Origin of the sequence: Agrobacterium salinitolerans (genome assembly GCF_027498475.1) — a bacterium.
GTDB classification, from domain to species: Bacteria; Pseudomonadota; Alphaproteobacteria; order Rhizobiales; family Rhizobiaceae; genus Agrobacterium; species Agrobacterium salinitolerans.
On record NZ_JAPZLN010000001.1, the window covers coordinates 793,539 to 811,232 of the forward strand.

Consider the following 17,694-nt stretch of genomic DNA (forward strand, 5'->3'; position numbering starts at 1 on the left):
TCAGACCGCACGAATGATGTTTTCCAGGAGGCCATGCAGCTGGTCGCGATAGCCGGTTCTGGCGGAAGGCGCGTCCTCCCGCGAGGTCATGACCACGGAAAGTCGTCTGGCGGGCACGATATAGAGCATCTGCCCGCCATAACCCCAGGCGTAATAGACAATCTCCCCCGCCATCTCCTTGATGAACCAGCAATACCCATAACCATCGCCATTGAAGACGGAATTGGTGCGCTGCTGCCAGGACTGGCTGATCCATTCGTGTGAGATGAGCCGCTCACCATCAGGCGTCACGCCGCCAAGACGATAAAGCTCGCCAAAGGCCAGCAGGGAACGCGCCGTCATCGCCATCTGGTTGCCACCGAGATAGATGCCCTGCGGATCGCGCTCCCACCCGCCGATCGCGAACCCCTCAAGTGGCCGGAACCAGTCTCGGGCGAGAGAAAGCGTCGAGCGGCCGGAAGCCTTGGTCAATATCGCCGAGAGCAGATGTGTTGATGCCGTGGAATAGAGCATGCCGCCGCCGGGCTCCCCGGCAAAACCGGAACCCAGCGCCATCCTCACCCAGTTGCGGCTGGCGACCCAGCGGCCGTAATTCGGACCGGACATGCGCTCCAGACCGGATTGCATGGACAGGAGATGACCAATGGTGATCCGCTCCAGCCGTGGATCGGGGTTAGGAGGAAAATCTCCGCGCAGTATGGTCGCGACCGGCTGATCGGCGCCCGACAGAATCTTGCGGTCGATCGCCATGCCGACCAGCGCCGAGATCACCGATTTCGAGGCCGACTTGATATTGGTGGAGCCGTTGAGGCTGGCGCCGTGATAGGCACGGCTTGCCACCTCCTCGCCATCGATGCTGACGATGACCGCCTTGAGGCTGGAAAGCGCACCCGCATCCCGTAGCAATGGGTCGAATCGGCCGGCATTGCCAGAGGTTTGCGCGCGGGTAAGCCGGGCAAAAGGAAGAGAAGCAATAAGGGTGAGTGCGGTTCGTCTTTTCATAGGTCTGATTTAAGGTCTGCGGAAAGGTCGACCAGACCTGTCACCACATTGTGACCCGGACTGCCGCGCAGCGTTACCGCGCCATGGCGTCAACACGATAATTCTTTTGATTGTCATCGACTTGGCCATCTTTCCGGAATCGGTCTGGCAAAGACTTGAATCGATATGTGAGACAGAGACGCTATCGGCGGATGCAACACCTATCCTTTTTGTTTCCCGGCGTTTTTCATGATGTGACATATCCGCCTCCATGGGTGCTAGGTTGACGCAAAATCAAACGCGAATTTGCTCCGCCATGAAAATTACGCAACACCACATCTCTTCCCTTTTCGATGAGCGATATATCGAACGCGGAAATCAGTATTTTGAAGCCGGGATGGTCGAATTCGTCTCGATCAAACATGATGAGATCATAGCCCGCTGCATGGGAACGCGGCGCTACAAGGTGGAATTGTGGTTCGACGGAACGCGTCTCTCCGGCAAGTGCTGGTGCCCGGCCTTTGCAGAATTCGGTCCCTGCAAGCACATGGCCGCTGTGGCATTGGCGGTTCAACGGGGGAGCAAAAGTTATGCACCAAGCCCGATCTATCAGGCGCAAACCGCTGAACTCGACGCTGTTGAGCGGCGGCTAAACCGAATGCGTAAAGCAGAATTGATCGAACTCATCTGGCATCTTGCGAACGACGAGAACGAGATCTTGTATTTTCTCGATGGTGATGAAACGAAGCGAATTTGAATTGCGGGTAGCGAACGTATCGGCACTTCGTGCAAAATAGAAAACCGCCCGGCATCACCGGACGGTTTTGTTTCCTTCACAATCAGTCTGTTACTCCGGCAGAATCCGCACTGCACCTTTGTCCGCGCTCGACGCAAAGGCCGCATAGGCCTTCAGTGCAGTCGTGACATTGCGCTTGCGTGGTGCTTCCGGCTTCCAGCCCTTTTCTTCCTGCTCGGCACGGCGCGATGCCAGTTCGGCATCCGGTACGCTGAGGTTGATCGTGCGGTTCGGAATGTCGATCTCGATCAGGTCGCCCTGACGCACGAGGCCGATGGCGCCGCCCTGTGCCGCTTCCGGCGAGGCATGGCCGATGGAGAGGCCCGAAGTACCGCCGGAGAAACGACCGTCGGTGATGAGCGCGCAGGCTTTGCCGAGGCCTTTGGATTTCAGGTAGCTGGTCGGATAGAGCATTTCCTGCATGCCCGGCCCGCCCTTCGGCCCTTCATAGCGGATGACAACGACGTCGCCCGCCTTGACCTCGTTGCCGAGAATGCCCTTCACGGCCGCGTCCTGGCTCTCGTAAACGACCGCCGGACCGGTGAATTTCAGAATGGATTCGTCCACACCCGCCGTCTTTACGATGCAGCCGTCGAGCGCGATGTTGCCGTAAAGCACGGCAAGGCCGCCATCCTTGGAGAAGGGCTTCTCGACCGAGCGGATGACGCCGTTGTCGCTGTCGGTATCCAGATCGTCCCAGCGAGAGGACTGGCTGAAGGCAACCTGCGTCGGTACGCCGCCGGGGGCAGCCTTGAAGAATTCACGCACCGTCTCGCTGTTGGTGCGGGTAATGTCCCAGCGGTCGATGGCGTCGCCCAGCGTCGCTTCGTGCACCGTATAGGTATCGCGATTGATGAGACCGCCGCGCTCCAGCTCACCGAGAATACGCATGATGCCGCCGGCGCGGTGTACGTCTTCCATGTGCACGTCCTGCTTGGCGGGCGCGACCTTGGAAAGGCAGGGAACCTTGCGGGAAAGACGGTCGATGTCTTCCATGCCGAAATCGACGCCGCCTTCATGGGCAGCCGCCAGAATATGCAGAACCGTATTGGTGGAGCCGCCCATGGCGATATCAAGCGACATGGCGTTCTCAAACGCCGCCTTGTTGGCGATGGTGCGCGGCAGAACGGTCTCGTCCTCCTGCTCGTAGTAACGGCGCGCCAGATCGACGATCAGATGGCCGGCTTCGACGAACAGGCGCTTGCGATCCGAGTGAGTGGCAAGCGTCGAACCGTTGCCTGGCAATGACAGGCCGAGCGCCTCGGTCAGACAGTTCATCGAGTTGGCGGTGAACATGCCGGAGCAGGAACCACAGGTCGGGCAGGCAGAGCGCTCGATGACCTTGACGTCCTCATCGGAAATCTTGTCGTCGGCAGCCGCCACCATCGCATCGACCAGATCGAGCGCGACCGTCTTGCCGTGCAGAACGACCTTGCCCGCTTCCATCGGGCCGCCGGACACGAAAACGGCGGGGATGTTGAGGCGCATGGCAGCATTCAGCATGCCGGGGGTGATCTTGTCGCAGTTGGAAATGCACACCATCGCATCGGCGCAATGGGCATTGACCATATATTCCACCGAGTCGGCGATGATCTCGCGCGACGGCAGCGAGTAGAGCATGCCGTCATGGCCCATGGCGATACCGTCATCGACCGCGATGGTGTTGAATTCCTTGGCGACACCGCCCGCCGCCTCGATTTCGCGGGCGACGAGCTGGCCGAGATCCTTCAGATGCACATGGCCCGGCACGAACTGCGTGAAGGAATTGACGACAGCAATGATCGGCTTGCCGAAATCGCTGTCCTTCATGCCGGTGGCGCGCCAAAGGCCGCGCGCGCCCGCCATGTTGCGGCCGTGGGTTGTCGTTCTGGAGCGATAGGCTGGCATGGTGTTTTCCTCGATCTCTTGGGCAAAGACGCGTCTTCCGCAGCGCGGTCAAAACGGCCTCTGCCCTAATTTGCGGTTTTTCTAGCGCAAACCGTGAGCCCTGTCACTGTCACCTTGAGGCAAAACAGTACGGTTCGGTACGGTACGCCTTCTCTTCAGCGTGCTATCGGGCCGCGCCTTTCATCACAAATGCGCGATTTTCGCCGCTCCACCGTTGTTTTTCCGCAGATCGCTGAAACATAACTGTGCAGCGGCCGTATTGGCTATCATAGTCGATTTATCGCCGATGCACCCGGCTTTTGTGGAGGTTCCAATGCCCGCCTATCGTCCGCCCATCATCTCGGCAAATGAAATCACGCCGAAGAATATCTACCTGTCCAGACGTGGCTTCCTCGGCACGGCGGCGGGGCTGGCGGCAATCGGGCTGGCCGGGCGTGAGGCTGTTGCCGCGCCGCTTTCCGCAAAACCCGGCGCCTACAAGCTCGATGAGAAGCTCACCCCGCTCGACGCCGTCACCAGCTATAATAATTTCTACGAGTTCGGCGTCGGAAAATCCGACCCGAAGGAAAATTCCGGCAAGTTCAAGCCGACCCCCTGGACTGTGAAGGTGGATGGCCTCGTTTCCAAACCGCAGGAATTCGGCATTGAAGACCTCATGAAATATCCTCTCGAAGAGCGCACCTATCGCATGCGCTGTGTCGAGGGCTGGTCGATGGTCATTCCGTGGATCGGCTTCCCGCTCGCCGCCCTTCTCGACAAGGTGGAGCCGCTTGGCAGCGCGAAATACGTGTCCTTCGAGACGGTTGTGCGGCCGGAGGAAATGCCCGGCCAGAGCGGCTTGTTCCAGCCTCTTTCATGGCCCTATGTCGAGGGCCTGCGTCTCGATGAAGCGCGCCATCCGCTCACCATCCTCGCCGTTGGGCTTTATGGCGAAACCCTGCCGAACCAGAACGGCGCGCCGATCCGCCTCGTGGTCCCGTGGAAATATGGTTTCAAGGGCATCAAATCCATCGTCCGTATTTCGCTTGTCGAGAAACAGCCGGAAACGACGTGGAAAAACTCCAATGCCCGCGAATATGGCTTCTATTCCAACGTCAATCCGCATGTGGACCATCCCCGCTGGAGCCAGGCGACGGAACAACGCATCGGCGAAGGCGGCTTTTTCGGCACGCAGAACCGCCCGACCCTGATGTTCAACGGTTACGACGAGGTGGCAAGCCTCTATGCCGGCATGGACCTGAAAGCGAATTACTGACCATGGCCTTAGCGCTGCCTCTTCCCTCGCTGCCGAAGCGTTACCAACCGGCAGCCATCTGGGCGCTGTATATCGCCGGCCTTTCTCCCGGTGTCTGGTATTTCTATCTCGCCGCAACCGGCGGCCTCGGCTTTAATCCGGTCAAGGAATTCGAGCACCTGCTCGGCATCTGGGCGCTGCGCTTCCTGTGTATCGGCTTACTGGTGACGCCGATGCGCGATCTCTTCAACATCAACCTCATCGCCTATCGTCGCGCTCTGGGGCTGATCGCCTTTTATTATGTGCTCGCCCATTTCACCGTCTATCTGGTGCTGGATCGCGGCTTGATCCTCAGCTCCATCGCAGGCGATATCCTGAAACGCCCCTATATCATGCTCGGCATGGCCGGCCTTCTCATGCTCATTCCTCTGGCGCTCACCTCCAACCGCTGGTCGATCCGCAAACTCGGCAGCCGCTGGAACACGCTGCACAAGCTTGTCTACCTCGTCCTCATCGTCGGCGTGCTGCATTTCGTGCTGGCGCGAAAATCGATCACGCTGGAGCCGGTGTTTTATATCACGACGATGGTGGTGCTGTTGGGGTATCGGCTGGTGCGGCCGACGATCATGGCTCGGAAACGCAGCAGGAAGGCCGCTGGTAGGCCCGTGCATCAATAGTCCAAAATTTAAGGGGGCTCATGGCGAATGGAGTTGCGTGGGGCCTGCCCCCCTCTGCCCTGCCGGGCATCTCCCCCTCAAGGGGGGAGATCCGCAAGACGCTCTACCGCCACTTCATCCGTAACGGTTGAGATACTAGAGACTTTGCGGTGTCTCGATCTCCCCCTTGAGGGGGAGATGCCCGGCAGGGCAGAGGGGGGTCAGCCGCACGCACCGCCCTCAATGCAAAAAACCGCAAAACAAAAAAAGCCGGGCGATCTCTCGCCCGGCTTTTTAACTCGCGACGCCGGAAAGGCGTCAGATATTATGCAGCTTCGGCAGCAGCAGCTTCTGCAGCAACGCGAGCCTTGTCGGCTGCGCCCTTGGCGTCAACGTCGCGCTCGACGAATTCGATGACGGCGAGAGCGGCATTGTCGCCCTGGCGGAAGCCGGCTTTCATGATACGCAGGTAGCCGCCATTGCGGTTTGCGTAGCGAGCTGCGATCGCGTCGAACAGCTTGCGAACAGCGTCCTGATCCTTGATCTGCGAGATCGCCTGACGACGAGCGTGCAGGTCGCCGCGCTTGCCGAGAGTGACGAGCTTCTCAACGATCGGGCGAATTTCCTTCGCCTTCGGAAGCGTGGTGACGATCTGCTCATGGGTGATGAGCGAAGCAGCCATGTTGGCAAACATTGCCTTGCGGTGGCTGGCGGTTCTATTGAGCTTGCGGCCTGAATTACCGTGGCGCATTGCTATTCTCCTTCTACGCAGGTTCCTTCTCTAAGGCCTGCCGTTTCCTGGCACATGCAGATGACTTATCTGCTGTTTGACGGGGAAAGGCAGTCTTTGAGGTCTGCCTTCTTGTTTGTTAGTACTGGTCTTCGTAACGCTTTGCGAGATCTTCGATGTTCTCAGGCGGCCATGCCGGCACTTCCATACCGAGGTGCAGACCCATGGAAGCGAGAACTTCCTTGATTTCGTTAAGCGACTTGCGACCGAAGTTCGGCGTGCGAAGCATTTCGGCCTCGGTCTTCTGGATCAGGTCGCCGATATAAACGATGTTGTCGTTCTTCAGGCAATTTGCCGAACGAACCGACAGCTCGAGCTCGTCGACCTTCTTGAGAAGCGCCGGGTTGAACGCAAGTTCGGTAACCGATTCTTCTTCTGCTTCCTTCTGCGGCTCGTCGAAGTTGACGAAGACGCCCAGCTGGTCCTGAAGAATGCGAGCGGCGAAGGCAACGGCGTCTTCGCCGGAAACCGAACCGTTGGTCTCGATCGTCATGATCAGCTTGTCGTAGTCGAGAACCTGACCTTCACGGGTGTTTTCCACCTTGTAGGACACTTTCTTGACCGGAGAATAGAGGCTGTCCACCGGAATGAGGCCGATAGGGGCATCTTCCGCGCGGTTGCGCTCAGCCGGTACGTAACCTTTGCCGTTGTTGACGGTGAATTCCATGCGGATTTCAGCGCCATCGTCCAGCGTGCAGATCACGTGGTCGGGGTTCAGGATTTCGATGTCGCCAACCGTCTGGATGTCACCAGCGGTAACGGCACCCGGACCCTGCTTGCGCACGACCATGCGCTTGGAATCATCGCCGTCCATCTTGATGGCGATTTCCTTGATGTTGAGCACGATATCCGTCACATCTTCCCGAACACCGGGGATGGAGGAGAATTCGTGCAGGACACCGTCGATCTGCACGGCCGTTACAGCGGCGCCACGCAGAGAAGACAACAGAACGCGACGCAGCGCGTTGCCGAGGGTAAGACCGAAACCACGCTCCAGCGGCTCGGCAACCAGCGTTGCCTTGGTGCGGCTGGACGAGGTGAACTCGACCTTGTTCGGCTTGATAAGTTCCTGCCAGTTCTTCTGAATCATCTTTAAACCTTCCGTTCGCCGCCACCATCCAATCGTGACGGACCGAGCATGAAAACACCGAGAGGAACCAAATTCAGGGGTTCATCGGTGGGTTCTTGAGCGCAAGTCCGTCGATCGAAATCGACGCGCACACGCCAGATACACGAAAATTCCGCCAGACCGAAGGAAAGGCGGAATTTCCGAACCACGGTCGCGTCAGACGCGGCGCTTCTTGCGCGGACGGCAACCGTTGTGCGGGATCGGCGTCACGTCGCGAATGGAGGTGATCATGAAACCGGCAGCCTGCAGAGCGCGAAGTGCCGATTCACGGCCGGAACCCGGACCGCAAACTTCAACTTCAAGCGACTTCATGCCGTGTTCCTGAGCCTTCTTCGCGCAATCTTCAGCAGCGATCTGGGCAGCGAACGGGGTCGACTTGCGCGAACCCTTGAAGCCCTTGGCACCAGCGGACGACCAGGCAATAGCATTGCCCTGTGCGTCGGTGATGGTGATCATCGTGTTGTTGAAGGTCGAGTTGACGTGCGCGACGCCAGACGTGATATTTTTGCGTTCGCGACGACGGACGCGTGCGGCTTCCTTGGCCATTTTATACCTTTCATTGATCTCTTCACCGCCGTAACACCAGCGGCTACACCGGCGATCAGCCCTTCTGGAGCCTTACGCCAAACTCAGAAAGGCTGGCGCGGACTGCACCAGCCTCCCCTTTCCGGAGAACCGGAAAATTACTTCTTCTTACCAGCGATAGCCTTCGCCGGACCCTTGCGGGTGCGGGCGTTGGTGTGCGTGCGCTGACCGCGGACCGGAAGGCCACGACGGTGACGCAGGCCGCGGTAGCAACCGAGGTCCATCAGACGCTTGATGTTCATCGAGGTCTCACGACGCAGGTCGCCTTCGACCTGGTAGTCGCGGTCGATGGCTTCACGGATCTGAAGAACTTCAGCATCCGTCAGCTGATGAACGCGCTTCTCAGCCGGAAGACCGACCTTGTCCATGATTTCCTGCGCGAATTTCGGACCGATCCCGTGAATGTAGGTCAGCGCAATAACAACGCGCTTCGCAGTCGGGATGTTGACGCCAGCGATACGTGCCACGTCTCTTCTCCTTGGTTCCAGTTGCCATCCGGCAAGTGGTGATTCCATTTGAGCGGCCGAAAGACCGCCAGTTCAAATTGGTGTCCGTGACAAGTCAAAACGACTGAACCCGGATCTCCCTTCCCTAAGGGAAATCCGCGCCAGTCGCTTGGGATGTCGCGAGTTGGCGCGGTGTTTAACGGAATCAGCGCAAAAAAGCAACCGGCTCCGCCAAGATTCTTTTACGATCCAGAGGATCAGCCGCCTTTCGGAAATGGAAGATGGGCAAGAACGTAACGGCCCTCACCCATTCATTCTCTCGATCAGGCAGAGGCTTTCTCGAGAACGCGCTCGATGGCCTCAGTGACGGCATCGACATCAGCCATCCCATCCAGCGCCACAAGCTCGCCCTGCTCGCTGTAATAGGCAGACAGCGGCGCGGTCTTCTCGCGATATTCCGTAAGACGCTTGCGGAAAGCTTCCGGATTGTCATCCGAACGGACAGTGCCGCCAGCCGCGATGGTCTCAGCGACGCGGTTTTCGATTCGGCGAATCAACGCCTCTTCGTCCACCTTGAGTTCGATGACGGCGTCGAGAACCAGGTTCTTCTTGCGCATGTTGTCGGCAAGCGCCTTCGCCTGCGGAACGGTGCGCGGATAACCGTCGAGAATGAAACCCTTGGCACAGTCAGCAGCTTCGATACGTTCGGAAACGATCTGATTGACGATATCGTCGGATACCAGCCCGCCGGCGTCCATAACGGCCTTGGCGCGCTTACCGATTTCGGTGCCCGCGCTGACCGCAGCGCGCAGCATGTCACCGGTTGAAAGCTGCGGGATCCCGTACTTGTCAGTCAGCCGCTTGGCCTGGGTTCCCTTGCCCGCACCCGGCGGACCCAAAAATATCAGTCTCATCGTCCCCTCTTTCCTCCACGCAACTTCGACTTCTTGATCAGACCTTCATACTGCTGGGCGATCAGGTGACCCTGAATCTGCGCAACAGTATCCAGAGTTACACTGACAACGATCAAAAGCGAAGTACCACCAAGGGCTAATGGAATGCCCGTACGTGCTATAAGTGTCTCAGGAAGGATACAGACGAAGACCAGATAAATCGCGCCGACCACAGTGATGCGGGTCAGAACGTAATCAATGTACTCCGCGGTGCGCTCGCCCGGACGGATGCCCGGAATGAAGCCGCCATGCTTCTTGAGATTGTCAGCCGTATCCTTCGGATTGAACACGATCGCCGTGTAGAAGAAGGCGAAGAAAGCAATCAGCAAGCCATAGAGCGCCATGAACAGCGGCTGGCCATGCTGCAGCGACGCGATGATCGCGGTCGCCCAGGTCGGTAGGTTGGTGTTACCGGCAAAGCCTGCAGCCGTCGCCGGCAGGAGCAGCAGCGACGATGCGAAGATCGCGGGAATGACGCCGGCGGTGTTGAGCTTCAGCGGCAGATGCGAGGTATCGCCCTGGAACATCCGGTTGCCGACCTGGCGCTTCGGATATTGTATCAGCAGGCGACGCTGGGCGCGCTCCACGAAGACGATCAGCGCGATGACGCCGATGGCGACGATGACGACCATGAGAATGAGCGGCGTCGACAGCGCACCGGTACGGCCAAGTTCAAGCGTGCCGGCAAGCGCCTTGGGCAGACCCGCGGCAATACCCGCGAAGATGATCAGCGAAATACCGTTGCCGATACCGCGCGACGTGATCTGCTCGCCAAGCCACATCAGGAACATCGTGCCGCCGAGCAGCGTGATGACGGTGGAAATGCGGAAGAACATGCCCGGATCGACCACGAGGCCATTGCCGCTTTCAAGGCCGACCGCAATGCCATAGGCCTGCAGCGTACCGAGCAGCACCGTGCCGTAGCGGGTATACTGGTTGATGATCTTGCGGCCGGCTTCGCCTTCCTTCTTCAACGCTTCGAGCGAGGGCACGACCGAGGTCATGAGCTGCACGATGATCGAAGCGGAGATGTAAGGCATGATGCCGAGGGCGAAAATCGCCATGCGCTCGACAGCGCCACCCGCAAACATGTTGAAAAGACCGAGAATACCGTTGGCTTGGCCACGGAAGGCCTGCGCATAGGCTTCGGGGTTCAGGCCCGGAAGCGGAATATGGGTGCCGAGACGGTAGACGAGAAGTGCGGCAAGAGTAAACCAGAGACGCTTTTTCAGATCCTCCGCCTTAGCGAAGGTCGAAAAATTCAGGTTCGAAGCCAGTTGTTCCGCTGCTGAAGCCATAAATTTCTCCGAATGACCCTTGCCAGCCAGCAATACCGGCCAATGCGGAAAGGTCTAAAAGATACTGGTCAAAACCGGGCTTCGGACGAATGCAGCTCTTGGCCGCCATCATGCCTCACCCTGTTTTTTATGTCCTATCCCCTCCCCTACGGAAGTTCAAGAACTGTGAGGCTCTCCCTGCGGCACTTTCTGCCGCAAGCGGGGCCTAGAAAGCACACCGCGAGAGATTGCCCTGATGCTCTATAAATCGATTTAGATCGAAAGCAACAGCGGCCAGGGAGCGCAAACGCCCGGAGCGACATGCGCACCGGGCGTCTGAAGTTTATATATTACTCGGCGGCTTCCGCTGCAACAGCGAGAAGCTTGATCGAGCCGCCAGCCTTTTCGATCTTTTCGATCGCAGGCTTGGAAGCGCCGGCAACTTCGAAAGCGACCTTTGCCTTCAGCTCGCCGTCGGCGAGAATGCGTACGCCGTCCTTGGCGCGGCGGATAACGCCAGCAGCCTTGAGAGCAGCGGCATCGATCGTTGCGGAAGCGTCAAGCTTCTTGGCGTCGATGGCGGTCTGAATGCGGCCGAGCGACACAACAGCATATTCGGAACCGAAAATGTTGTTAAAGCCGCGCTTCGGCAGACGACGGTAGATGGGCATCTGACCGCCTTCGAAGCCGTTGATCGCGACGCCCGAACGAGCCTTCTGACCCTTCACACCGCGACCACCGGTCTTGCCCTTGCCGGAACCGATACCGCGACCTACGCGGATACGATCCTTGGAGGCGCCTTCGTTGTCTCTGATTTCATTGAGTTTCATGATAGGTTACTCCGTCTCACTTCTCGTCAACGACGCGAACGAGATGCTGGACCGCACGGATCATGCCGCGAACCGCAGGAGTGTCTTCCAGGGTGCGCTGACGATGCATCTTGTTGAGACCCAGACCGACCAGCGTCTGACGCTGGATTGCCGGGCGGCGAATAGGGCTGCCGATCTGTTCGACCGTAACAGTCTTCTTGGCTTCAGTAGTCTTCTTGGCCATGATCCAGCTCCTTATTCTTCAGAAGCGTTGCCGGAAGCGGCACGGCGAGCCTGAAGGGTCGCATACTTCAGACCGCGCTGTGCAGCGATGTCCTTCGGATGAACCTGATGCTTCAGAGCGTCGAACGTAGCGCGAACCATGTTGTACGGGTTCGACGAACCGGTCGACTTTGCAACAACGTCATGAACGCCGAGCGTTTCGAAAACGGCGCGCATCGGACCACCGGCGATGATACCGGTACCGGCCTTGGCCGAACGCAGCAGAACCTTGCCTGCGCCGTGACGGCCATTGACGTCGTGATGCAGCGTGCGGCCATCCCGCAGCGGAACGAAGATCAGATCGCGCTTTGCGCTTTCCGTTGCCTTGCGGATCGCTTCCGGAACTTCACGAGCCTTGCCGTGACCGAAGCCAACGCGGCCCTTCTGGTCGCCAACGACGACGAGAGCGGCGAAGCCGAAGCGACGGCCACCCTTAACAACCTTTGCAACGCGGTTGATCGCGACCAGCTTGTCGACGAATTCGCTATCGCGCTCTTCACGGTTCTGGCGGTCGTCGCGAGAACCTCTTTTTTCCTGTGCCATTGTCCTTGTCCTTTTTCTTTTACGGGTGGAACGGCAAACGAAAAGACCAGCGGCCTCGAGAACGAGATCCGCATGGTCCGGTGAAATTCCGCCCGGATCGATGCCCGGGCGGAAAAAACTTAGAAGTTCAGACCGCCTTCGCGGGCAGCTTCAGCCACGGCCTTGATGCGGCCATGATAGATGAACGCGCCACGGTCGAATACGACATCCTTGACGCCAGCCTTGACGCCACGCTCGGCAACCAGCTTGCCGACAACAGCCGCTGCTGCAACGTCGGCGCCGGTCTTGAGCGAACCGCGCAGATCAGCTTCGAGCGTGGAGGCAGACGCAAGCGTCTTGCCAGCAACGTCATCGATGATCTGGGCATAGATGTTCTTCGACGAGCGATGAACCGACAGGCGCGGACGGCCGTTGGCAACCGCCTTGATCTGGCGGCGCACACGGCTCGCGCGACGTGCAAGTGCTTCTTTCCTGCTAGCCATTTCGCGTGATCCTTACTTCTTCTTGCCTTCTTTGCGGACAATACGCTCTTCAGCGTACTTCACGCCCTTGCCCTTGTAGGGCTCGGGACCGCGGTATTCACGGATTTCCGCGGCTACCTGGCCAACCTGCTGCTTGTTGATGCCGGAAACGATGATTTCCGTCGGCTTCGGGACGGCAATGGTGATGCCGACCGGAGGCTCGTAAACAACGTCATGGGAAAAGCCGAGAGCCAGCTGCAGGTTCTTGCCCTGCATGGCGGCACGGTAACCAACGCCGTTGATTTCGAGCTTGCGCTCATAGCCGTCCTTAACACCCTTGAAGATGTTCTCGATCATCGTGCGGGACATGCCCCACTTCGAACGAGCTTCCTTGGTGCCGTTAGCCGGCGTTACGGAAACGCCGTTATCTTCGAGCTTCAGCTGAATGTCGTCGTTAGCGACGAAAAACAGTTCACCCTTCGGGCCCTTAGCAGTAACCTTCTGGCCGTCGACATTGGCCGTCACACCTGCTGGAACCGGAACGGGCTTTTTACCGATACGAGACATTATTCAATCCTGTCTGTTCGTTATGGAGATCCTGCTCGGGTCTTAGAAGACCGAGCAAAGAACCTCGCCACCAACGTTCTGTTCGCGAGCCTGGTGATCGGCCATCACGCCCTTCGGGGTCGAAAGGATGGTGATGCCGAGGCCGTTCGCGACCTGCGGAATGGACTTTACCGAGACATAAACCCGGCGGCCCGGCTTGGAAACGCGGCCGATCTCACGGATCACCGACGCACCTTCGTAGTACTTCAGCTCGATGGTGAACTCGGACTTGCCGTTTTCAAAATCGACCTTGGAATAACCGCGAATGTAGCCTTCAGACTGCAGCACGTCGAGAACGCGTGCGCGCAGGCTGGAAGCAGGCGTGCTTACCGAAGACTTACGGCGAGCAGCACCATTGCGGATGCGGGTGAGCATATCACCCAAAGGATCAGTCATGGTCATGTGCCCGTCTCCTTACCAGCTCGACTTGACAATGCCCGGCACCTTGCCGGAATTGCCCAGCTCACGAAGCGCGATACGCGACATCTTGAGCTTGCGATAGAACGCGCGCGGACGGCCCGTTACTTCGCAGCGGTTGCGGATACGCGTCTTCGAGCCGTCACGCGGCAGCGAAGCGAGCTTCAGAGTGGCCTTGAACCGGTCTTCGATCGGAAGGGACTGGTTCATCACGATCGCCTTGAGAGCAGCGCGCTTGGCAGCCTGCTGGGCGACCGACTTGCGGCGGCGCTTGTTCTTTTCAACTGCGCTTGTTTTCGCCATATCGGAGTTCCTTTTCTACGCTCGTCGTTACGGTTAGTGACGGAACGGGAAGTTGAACTCTGTCAGCAGAGCCCGAGCTTCGTCGTCCGACGTCGCCGTCGTGCAAACGATGATGTCCATGCCCCACATCTGATCAACCTTATCGTAGTTGATCTCAGGGAACACAATGTGTTCCTTGATGCCCATGGCGAAGTTGCCACGGCCGTCAAAGCTCTTCGGGTTCAGACCCCGGAAGTCGCGAACGCGCGGCAGCGCGATGTTGACCAGACGATCAAGGAATTCGTACATGCGGGCGCCACGAAGGGTAACCTTCGCACCGATCGGCATGCCTTCGCGAACCTTGAAACCAGCGATCGAGTTGCGAGCGCGGGTAACGACCGGCTTCTGGCCGGCAATCGCAGCCAGATCACCGGCAGCGATCGTGGGCTTCTTGGAATCGGCAGTCGCTTCGCCAACGCCCATGTTGATCACGATCTTTTCAAGCTTCGGGATCATCATGACGTTTGCGTAGGAGAACTTCTCCTGCATGGCGCCACGGATACGGGAAACGTATTCCGTCTTGAGACGCGGCTCGTACTTATCAGCCATCGATCACTTCTCCCGAACGCTTGGCCACGCGGACCTTCTTGCCATCCACAACAGAGAAGCCAACGCGGGTCGGCTTGCCATCCTTGTCGACGATGGCGATGTTGGAGATGTGCAAGGATGCTTCCTTGTTGATGATGCCGGCTTCCTGAGCCTGGGTCTGGCGCTGGTGACGCTTCACCATGTTCACGCCACGCACAACGGCACGGTCTTCTTTCGGCATTACCTGGATTACTTCGCCGGTACGGCCCTTGTCCTTACCGGTCAATACGACAACCTTGTCGCCTTTACGAATTTTCTGCATCGCATACGCTCCTTACAGTACTTCCGGAGCCAGCGAGATGATCTTCATGTGGTTCTTGGCGCGAAGTTCGCGCGGAACCGGTCCGAAGATACGGGTGCCGATGGGCTCTTTCTTGTTGTCGATAAGAACGGCTGCGTTGTTATCGAAACGGATGACGCTGCCGTCAGCGCGGCGGATGTCCTTGGCGGTGCGCACGACAACCGCCTTCATCACGTCGCCCTTCTTGACGCGGCCGCGCGGAATAGCTTCCTTGATGGAAACGACAATAATGTCGCCAACAGAAGCATATTTGCGCTTCGAGCCGCCCAGCACCTTGATGCACATGACACGACGTGCGCCGGAATTATCCGCCACGTCGAGGTTTGTTTGCATCTGAATCATGTCAGGTCGCCTTCTTGTTGTTACCGGAACGGTTGGGCAAACTCTCCCGAGCGAGCCCCCTGCCCCAGCTTATGAATGTCTCTTTTTTTGCGCGGAAAAATCGTGACAGGGTGGTTTCCCGAAGGACCTTCCGTGCGCATCAAAGCAAAAGACGCCCGGGTCACGAGCGTCCTTGCGCTGCTTCATACAGGAATTCGCGCCAAGTGCAAGACACAAGGCGCGATTCTGATGAAATTAAGCCTGGGCGGAAACGACCGTCCAGCGCTTGTCCTTGGAGATCGGTGCGCATTCCTCGATGGAAACGACATCGCCGACCTTATACTGATTGTTTTCGTCGTGTGCCTTGTACTTCTTCGAACGACGAACGGTCTTTTGCATGAGCGGGTGAGCGAATCGACGCTCAACCCGGACCACGACAGTCTTCTCGTTCTTGTCGGACACAACGACGCCCTGCAGAATGCGTTTCGGCATATTATTCTTCCTTAGGCCTTGGCTTCTGCCGCCTTCTGGCGGGCAATGGTTTTGACGCGGGCGATGTCCTTGCGGACTTCGTTGATGCGCGAGGACTTCTCCAGCTGGCCAGTCGCCTTCTGGAAGCGCAGGTTGAACTGCTCCTTCTTCAGATCGGCGAGCTTGTCCTTGAGCTGGTCGGCGCTGAGGCCGCGAACTTCATCGGCTTTCATGTGCCTTGCTCCTTACTCTGCGATGCGCTGTACGAAGCGCGTCTTGACCGAGAGCTTGGCAGCGCCGAGACGAAGCGCCTCGCGGGCGATCTCCTCGGTAACACCGTCGATCTCGAACATCATACGACCGGGCTTGACCTTGCATGCCCAGTAATCGACCGAACCCTTGCCCTTACCCATACGAACTTCGGTCGGCTTTGCCGTAACCGGAACGTCGGGGAATACGCGGATCCACACGCGACCTGCGCGCTTCATGTAACGCGTGATCGCGCGGCGGGCCGCTTCGATCTCGCGTGCATTCACGCGGTTCGGTTCCTGCGACTTCAAGCCGAATTCACCGAATGCCAGGTCAAAGCCGCCCTTGGCGACGCCCTTGATGCGTCCCTTGAACTGCTTACGGTACTTAGTACGCTTTGGCTGCAACATTTTCTTACTTCTCCGAGCTTATCTTTCGCCAGCGTCAATCAAGCGTTTTCGCGACGACGATCGCCACGATCGCCACGCTCACGGCTTGCAGGGCCCTGTGCGTCGCCTTCGAGACCGCGACGCTCAGAAGCCATCGGATCGTGCTCAAGGATTTCGCCCTTGAAGATCCAGACCTTGATGCCGCAAATGCCGAATGCGGTTTCAGCTTCAGCCGTGCCGTAGTCGATGTCTGCACGCAGCGTGTGCAGCGGAACGCGACCTTCGCGGTACCATTCGGTACGAGCGATTTCAGCACCGCCGAGACGGCCGCCGCAGGTGATCTTGATGCCTTCGGCGCCAAGACGCATTGCGGACTGAACAGCACGCTTCATCGCACGGCGGAAAGCCACGCGGCGCTCGAGCTGCTGAGCGATCGACTGGGCAACCAGCGTCGCATCGATTTCCGGCTTGCGCACTTCAACGATGTTGAGGTGCGTTTCGGAGTTGGTCATCTCGGAAAGCTTCTTGCGAAGCTTCTCGATGTCTGCACCCTTCTTGCCGATGATCAGACCCGGACGAGCCGAGTGGATCGTGACGCGGCACTTCTTGTGCGGACGCTCGATGACGACCTTTGCGATACCGGCCTGCTTGAGTTCCTTGATCAGGTAAGCCCGGATCTTGAGGTCTTCATGCAGCAGCTTGCCGTATTCTGCGGTGTCAGCGTACCAGCGGCTATCCCAGGTACGGTTGATGCCGAGGCGGAAGCCGATCGGATTGATTTTCTGACCCATTATGCGGCCTCCCCTTTTTCCTCGACTTCACGAACAACGATCGTGAGGTGAGAGAACGGCTTTTCGATGCGGGAAGCACGACCACGGCCACGAGCGTGGAAACGCTTCATGGTGATGGACTTGCCAACATAGGCCTCGGCGACGACGAGAGCGTCGACGTCGAGGTCGTGGTTGTTTTCCGCATTGGCAATTGCAGATTCCAGCGTCTTCTTGACGGTGCCTGCAATGCGCTTGCGGGAGAATTCGAGCTCGGCGAGAGCGCGATCAACCTTCTTGCCACGGATAAGAGCGGCAACCAGGTTCAGTTTCTGGGGGCTGACGCGGAGCGTACGGGCAACGGCCTGAGCCTCGTTGTCCTTCAGCCGGCGTTCGGTCTTAGCCTTCGCCATG

General features: G+C 58.4%; 27 protein-coding genes. 3 read left to right on the plus strand and 24 right to left on the minus strand.

Annotated elements, in window-relative coordinates:
• Window positions 1-1,002: a serine hydrolase domain-containing protein gene (locus tag O9X91_RS03835; protein WP_142911489.1), complete on the minus strand. Its 1,002-nt coding sequence runs from the start codon at window positions 1,000-1,002 to the stop codon at window positions 1-3.
• A gap of 295 nt (window positions 1,003-1,297) precedes the next feature.
• Here O9X91_RS03835 and O9X91_RS03840 point away from each other — a divergent pair, with 295 nt between their 5' ends.
• Entirely contained in the window at window positions 1,298-1,738 is a 441-nt protein-coding gene (locus O9X91_RS03840; RefSeq protein ID WP_161596337.1) for an SWIM zinc finger family protein, read from the plus strand.
• A 90-nt stretch (window positions 1,739-1,828) separates the two neighbouring features.
• Here O9X91_RS03840 and ilvD read toward each other — a convergent pair whose 3' ends face one another.
• Window positions 1,829-3,664, minus strand: a complete 1,836-nt coding sequence (gene ilvD / locus O9X91_RS03845; protein ID WP_077983831.1) for a dihydroxy-acid dehydratase — start codon at window positions 3,662-3,664, stop codon at window positions 1,829-1,831.
• A gap of 313 nt (window positions 3,665-3,977) precedes the next feature.
• On the opposite strand from ilvD, the gene msrP reads away from it, so the two are divergent.
• Window positions 3,978-4,919, plus strand: a complete 942-nt coding sequence (gene msrP, locus O9X91_RS03850) for a protein-methionine-sulfoxide reductase catalytic subunit MsrP (RefSeq protein WP_142911490.1) — start codon at window positions 3,978-3,980, stop codon at window positions 4,917-4,919.
• A 2-nt stretch (window positions 4,920-4,921) separates the two neighbouring features.
• Entirely contained in the window at window positions 4,922-5,575 is a 654-nt protein-coding gene (gene msrQ / locus O9X91_RS03855) for a protein-methionine-sulfoxide reductase heme-binding subunit MsrQ (protein WP_137410635.1), read from the plus strand.
• Window positions 5,576-5,879: 304 nt separating this feature from the next.
• On the opposite strand, the gene rplQ is transcribed toward msrQ, so the two are convergent.
• The 22 genes from rplQ to rplV all read right to left on the minus strand — a co-directional run bounded on the left by rplQ (window position 5,880) and on the right by rplV (window position 17,693).
• Window positions 5,880-6,305 carry a 50S ribosomal protein L17 gene (rplQ, locus tag O9X91_RS03860; RefSeq protein ID WP_003521014.1) on the minus strand — a complete coding sequence of 142 codons (426 nt, stop codon included), beginning with the start codon at window positions 6,303-6,305 and terminating at the stop codon, window positions 5,880-5,882.
• 118 nt (window positions 6,306-6,423) lie between these two features.
• Window positions 6,424-7,434, minus strand: a complete 1,011-nt coding sequence (locus tag O9X91_RS03865; RefSeq protein ID WP_003495228.1) for a DNA-directed RNA polymerase subunit alpha — start codon at window positions 7,432-7,434, stop codon at window positions 6,424-6,426.
• A 195-nt stretch (window positions 7,435-7,629) separates the two neighbouring features.
• Window positions 7,630-8,019, minus strand: a complete 390-nt coding sequence (gene rpsK, locus O9X91_RS03870) for a 30S ribosomal protein S11 (RefSeq protein WP_003495225.1) — start codon at window positions 8,017-8,019, stop codon at window positions 7,630-7,632.
• 137 nt (window positions 8,020-8,156) lie between these two features.
• The gene (rpsM, locus tag O9X91_RS03875; RefSeq protein ID WP_035263425.1) at window positions 8,157-8,525 is read right to left on the minus strand and encodes a 30S ribosomal protein S13; all 369 of its coding nucleotides are present in this window, start codon (window positions 8,523-8,525) and stop codon (window positions 8,157-8,159) included.
• Window positions 8,526-8,827: 302 nt separating this feature from the next.
• On the minus strand, window positions 8,828-9,418 hold the full coding sequence (locus O9X91_RS03880) for an adenylate kinase (protein WP_142911491.1): 591 nt from the start codon (window positions 9,416-9,418) through the stop codon (window positions 8,828-8,830).
• Window positions 9,415-10,755: a preprotein translocase subunit SecY gene (gene secY / locus O9X91_RS03885; RefSeq protein ID WP_142911492.1), complete on the minus strand. Its 1,341-nt coding sequence runs from the start codon at window positions 10,753-10,755 to the stop codon at window positions 9,415-9,417. The genes O9X91_RS03880 and secY overlap by 4 nt, the downstream gene beginning before the upstream one ends.
• Window positions 10,700-10,867, minus strand: coding sequence for a hypothetical protein (locus O9X91_RS03890; protein WP_155737506.1), 168 nt, complete (start codon window positions 10,865-10,867; stop codon window positions 10,700-10,702). Before O9X91_RS03890 ends, secY begins: the two co-directional genes overlap by 56 nt.
• A gap of 217 nt (window positions 10,868-11,084) precedes the next feature.
• Window positions 11,085-11,564 (minus strand): 50S ribosomal protein L15, encoded by a 480-nt coding sequence (rplO, locus tag O9X91_RS03895; RefSeq protein WP_077983835.1) that lies wholly within the window; start codon window positions 11,562-11,564, stop codon window positions 11,085-11,087.
• A 16-nt stretch (window positions 11,565-11,580) separates the two neighbouring features.
• A complete protein-coding gene (rpmD, locus tag O9X91_RS03900; protein WP_003495212.1) occupies window positions 11,581-11,787 on the minus strand; it encodes a 50S ribosomal protein L30 in 207 nt (68 codons plus the stop codon).
• 11 nt (window positions 11,788-11,798) lie between these two features.
• A complete protein-coding gene (rpsE, locus tag O9X91_RS03905) occupies window positions 11,799-12,368 on the minus strand; it encodes a 30S ribosomal protein S5 (RefSeq protein WP_003495208.1) in 570 nt (189 codons plus the stop codon).
• 119 nt (window positions 12,369-12,487) lie between these two features.
• Entirely contained in the window at window positions 12,488-12,850 is a 363-nt protein-coding gene (gene rplR, locus O9X91_RS03910) for a 50S ribosomal protein L18 (protein WP_003516127.1), read from the minus strand.
• A gap of 12 nt (window positions 12,851-12,862) precedes the next feature.
• A complete protein-coding gene (rplF, locus tag O9X91_RS03915; RefSeq protein WP_003495204.1) occupies window positions 12,863-13,396 on the minus strand; it encodes a 50S ribosomal protein L6 in 534 nt (177 codons plus the stop codon).
• Between the two features lie 42 nt (window positions 13,397-13,438).
• Window positions 13,439-13,837: a 30S ribosomal protein S8 gene (rpsH, locus tag O9X91_RS03920; RefSeq protein ID WP_004442588.1), complete on the minus strand. Its 399-nt coding sequence runs from the start codon at window positions 13,835-13,837 to the stop codon at window positions 13,439-13,441.
• Window positions 13,838-13,849: 12 nt separating this feature from the next.
• Window positions 13,850-14,155, minus strand: a complete 306-nt coding sequence (gene rpsN, locus O9X91_RS03925) for a 30S ribosomal protein S14 (protein ID WP_003507785.1) — start codon at window positions 14,153-14,155, stop codon at window positions 13,850-13,852.
• A 33-nt stretch (window positions 14,156-14,188) separates the two neighbouring features.
• Window positions 14,189-14,743, minus strand: a complete 555-nt coding sequence (gene rplE / locus O9X91_RS03930; protein ID WP_003495201.1) for a 50S ribosomal protein L5 — start codon at window positions 14,741-14,743, stop codon at window positions 14,189-14,191.
• Window positions 14,736-15,044 carry a 50S ribosomal protein L24 gene (gene rplX, locus O9X91_RS03935; RefSeq protein ID WP_003495200.1) on the minus strand — a complete coding sequence of 103 codons (309 nt, stop codon included), beginning with the start codon at window positions 15,042-15,044 and terminating at the stop codon, window positions 14,736-14,738. The genes rplE and rplX overlap by 8 nt, the downstream gene beginning before the upstream one ends.
• 12 nt (window positions 15,045-15,056) lie before the next feature.
• Window positions 15,057-15,425: a 50S ribosomal protein L14 gene (gene rplN / locus O9X91_RS03940; protein WP_003495199.1), complete on the minus strand. Its 369-nt coding sequence runs from the start codon at window positions 15,423-15,425 to the stop codon at window positions 15,057-15,059.
• A 234-nt stretch (window positions 15,426-15,659) separates the two neighbouring features.
• Window positions 15,660-15,896 carry a 30S ribosomal protein S17 gene (gene rpsQ, locus O9X91_RS03945; RefSeq protein WP_077983837.1) on the minus strand — a complete coding sequence of 79 codons (237 nt, stop codon included), beginning with the start codon at window positions 15,894-15,896 and terminating at the stop codon, window positions 15,660-15,662.
• Between the two features lie 11 nt (window positions 15,897-15,907).
• Entirely contained in the window at window positions 15,908-16,108 is a 201-nt protein-coding gene (rpmC, locus tag O9X91_RS03950; RefSeq protein WP_003495193.1) for a 50S ribosomal protein L29, read from the minus strand.
• Between the two features lie 12 nt (window positions 16,109-16,120).
• A complete protein-coding gene (rplP, locus tag O9X91_RS03955; RefSeq protein ID WP_003507774.1) occupies window positions 16,121-16,534 on the minus strand; it encodes a 50S ribosomal protein L16 in 414 nt (137 codons plus the stop codon).
• Window positions 16,535-16,572: 38 nt separating this feature from the next.
• A complete protein-coding gene (gene rpsC, locus O9X91_RS03960) occupies window positions 16,573-17,304 on the minus strand; it encodes a 30S ribosomal protein S3 (protein WP_004442600.1) in 732 nt (243 codons plus the stop codon).
• Window positions 17,304-17,693 carry a 50S ribosomal protein L22 gene (rplV, locus tag O9X91_RS03965; RefSeq protein ID WP_065113658.1) on the minus strand — a complete coding sequence of 130 codons (390 nt, stop codon included), beginning with the start codon at window positions 17,691-17,693 and terminating at the stop codon, window positions 17,304-17,306. Before rplV ends, rpsC begins: the two co-directional genes overlap by 1 nt.
• Window position 17,694 lies beyond the last annotated feature (1 nt).

Excerpts from the sequence above, each read along its gene's own strand:
- O9X91_RS03835 (WP_142911489.1), bottom strand. The coding sequence starts at position 1,002 with ATGAAAAGACGAACCGCACTCACCCTTATTGCTTCTCTTCCTTTTGCC.
- O9X91_RS03840 (WP_161596337.1), top strand. The coding sequence starts at position 1,298 with ATGAAAATTACGCAACACCACATCTCTTCCCTTTTCGATGAGCGATAT.
- ilvD (WP_077983831.1), bottom strand. The coding sequence starts at position 3,664 with ATGCCAGCCTATCGCTCCAGAACGACAACCCACGGCCGCAACATGGCG.
- msrP (WP_142911490.1), top strand. The coding sequence starts at position 3,978 with ATGCCCGCCTATCGTCCGCCCATCATCTCGGCAAATGAAATCACGCCG.
- msrQ (WP_137410635.1), top strand. The coding sequence starts at position 4,922 with ATGGCCTTAGCGCTGCCTCTTCCCTCGCTGCCGAAGCGTTACCAACCG.
- rplQ (WP_003521014.1), bottom strand. The coding sequence starts at position 6,305 with ATGCGCCACGGTAATTCAGGCCGCAAGCTCAATAGAACCGCCAGCCAC.
- O9X91_RS03865 (WP_003495228.1), bottom strand. The coding sequence starts at position 7,434 with ATGATTCAGAAGAACTGGCAGGAACTTATCAAGCCGAACAAGGTCGAG.
- rpsK (WP_003495225.1), bottom strand. The coding sequence starts at position 8,019 with ATGGCCAAGGAAGCCGCACGCGTCCGTCGTCGCGAACGCAAAAATATC.
- O9X91_RS03880 (WP_142911491.1), bottom strand. The coding sequence starts at position 9,418 with ATGAGACTGATATTTTTGGGTCCGCCGGGTGCGGGCAAGGGAACCCAG.
- secY (WP_142911492.1), bottom strand. The coding sequence starts at position 10,755 with ATGGCTTCAGCAGCGGAACAACTGGCTTCGAACCTGAATTTTTCGACC.
- O9X91_RS03890 (WP_155737506.1), bottom strand. The coding sequence starts at position 10,867 with ATGATGGCGGCCAAGAGCTGCATTCGTCCGAAGCCCGGTTTTGACCAG.
- rplO (WP_077983835.1), bottom strand. The coding sequence starts at position 11,564 with ATGAAACTCAATGAAATCAGAGACAACGAAGGCGCCTCCAAGGATCGT.
- rpmD (WP_003495212.1), bottom strand. The coding sequence starts at position 11,787 with ATGGCCAAGAAGACTACTGAAGCCAAGAAGACTGTTACGGTCGAACAG.
- rpsE (WP_003495208.1), bottom strand. The coding sequence starts at position 12,368 with ATGGCACAGGAAAAAAGAGGTTCTCGCGACGACCGCCAGAACCGTGAA.
- rplR (WP_003516127.1), bottom strand. The coding sequence starts at position 12,850 with ATGGCTAGCAGGAAAGAAGCACTTGCACGTCGCGCGAGCCGTGTGCGC.
- rplF (WP_003495204.1), bottom strand. The coding sequence starts at position 13,396 with ATGTCTCGTATCGGTAAAAAGCCCGTTCCGGTTCCAGCAGGTGTGACG.
- rpsH (WP_004442588.1), bottom strand. The coding sequence starts at position 13,837 with ATGACCATGACTGATCCTTTGGGTGATATGCTCACCCGCATCCGCAAT.
- rpsN (WP_003507785.1), bottom strand. The coding sequence starts at position 14,155 with ATGGCGAAAACAAGCGCAGTTGAAAAGAACAAGCGCCGCCGCAAGTCG.
- rplE (WP_003495201.1), bottom strand. The coding sequence starts at position 14,743 with ATGGCTGATAAGTACGAGCCGCGTCTCAAGACGGAATACGTTTCCCGT.
- rplX (WP_003495200.1), bottom strand. The coding sequence starts at position 15,044 with ATGCAGAAAATTCGTAAAGGCGACAAGGTTGTCGTATTGACCGGTAAG.
- rplN (WP_003495199.1), bottom strand. The coding sequence starts at position 15,425 with ATGATTCAGATGCAAACAAACCTCGACGTGGCGGATAATTCCGGCGCA.
- rpsQ (WP_077983837.1), bottom strand. The coding sequence starts at position 15,896 with ATGCCGAAACGCATTCTGCAGGGCGTCGTTGTGTCCGACAAGAACGAG.
- rpmC (WP_003495193.1), bottom strand. The coding sequence starts at position 16,108 with ATGAAAGCCGATGAAGTTCGCGGCCTCAGCGCCGACCAGCTCAAGGAC.
- rplP (WP_003507774.1), bottom strand. The coding sequence starts at position 16,534 with ATGTTGCAGCCAAAGCGTACTAAGTACCGTAAGCAGTTCAAGGGACGC.
- rpsC (WP_004442600.1), bottom strand. The coding sequence starts at position 17,304 with ATGGGTCAGAAAATCAATCCGATCGGCTTCCGCCTCGGCATCAACCGT.
- rplV (WP_065113658.1), bottom strand. The coding sequence starts at position 17,693 with ATGGCGAAGGCTAAGACCGAACGCCGGCTGAAGGACAACGAGGCTCAG.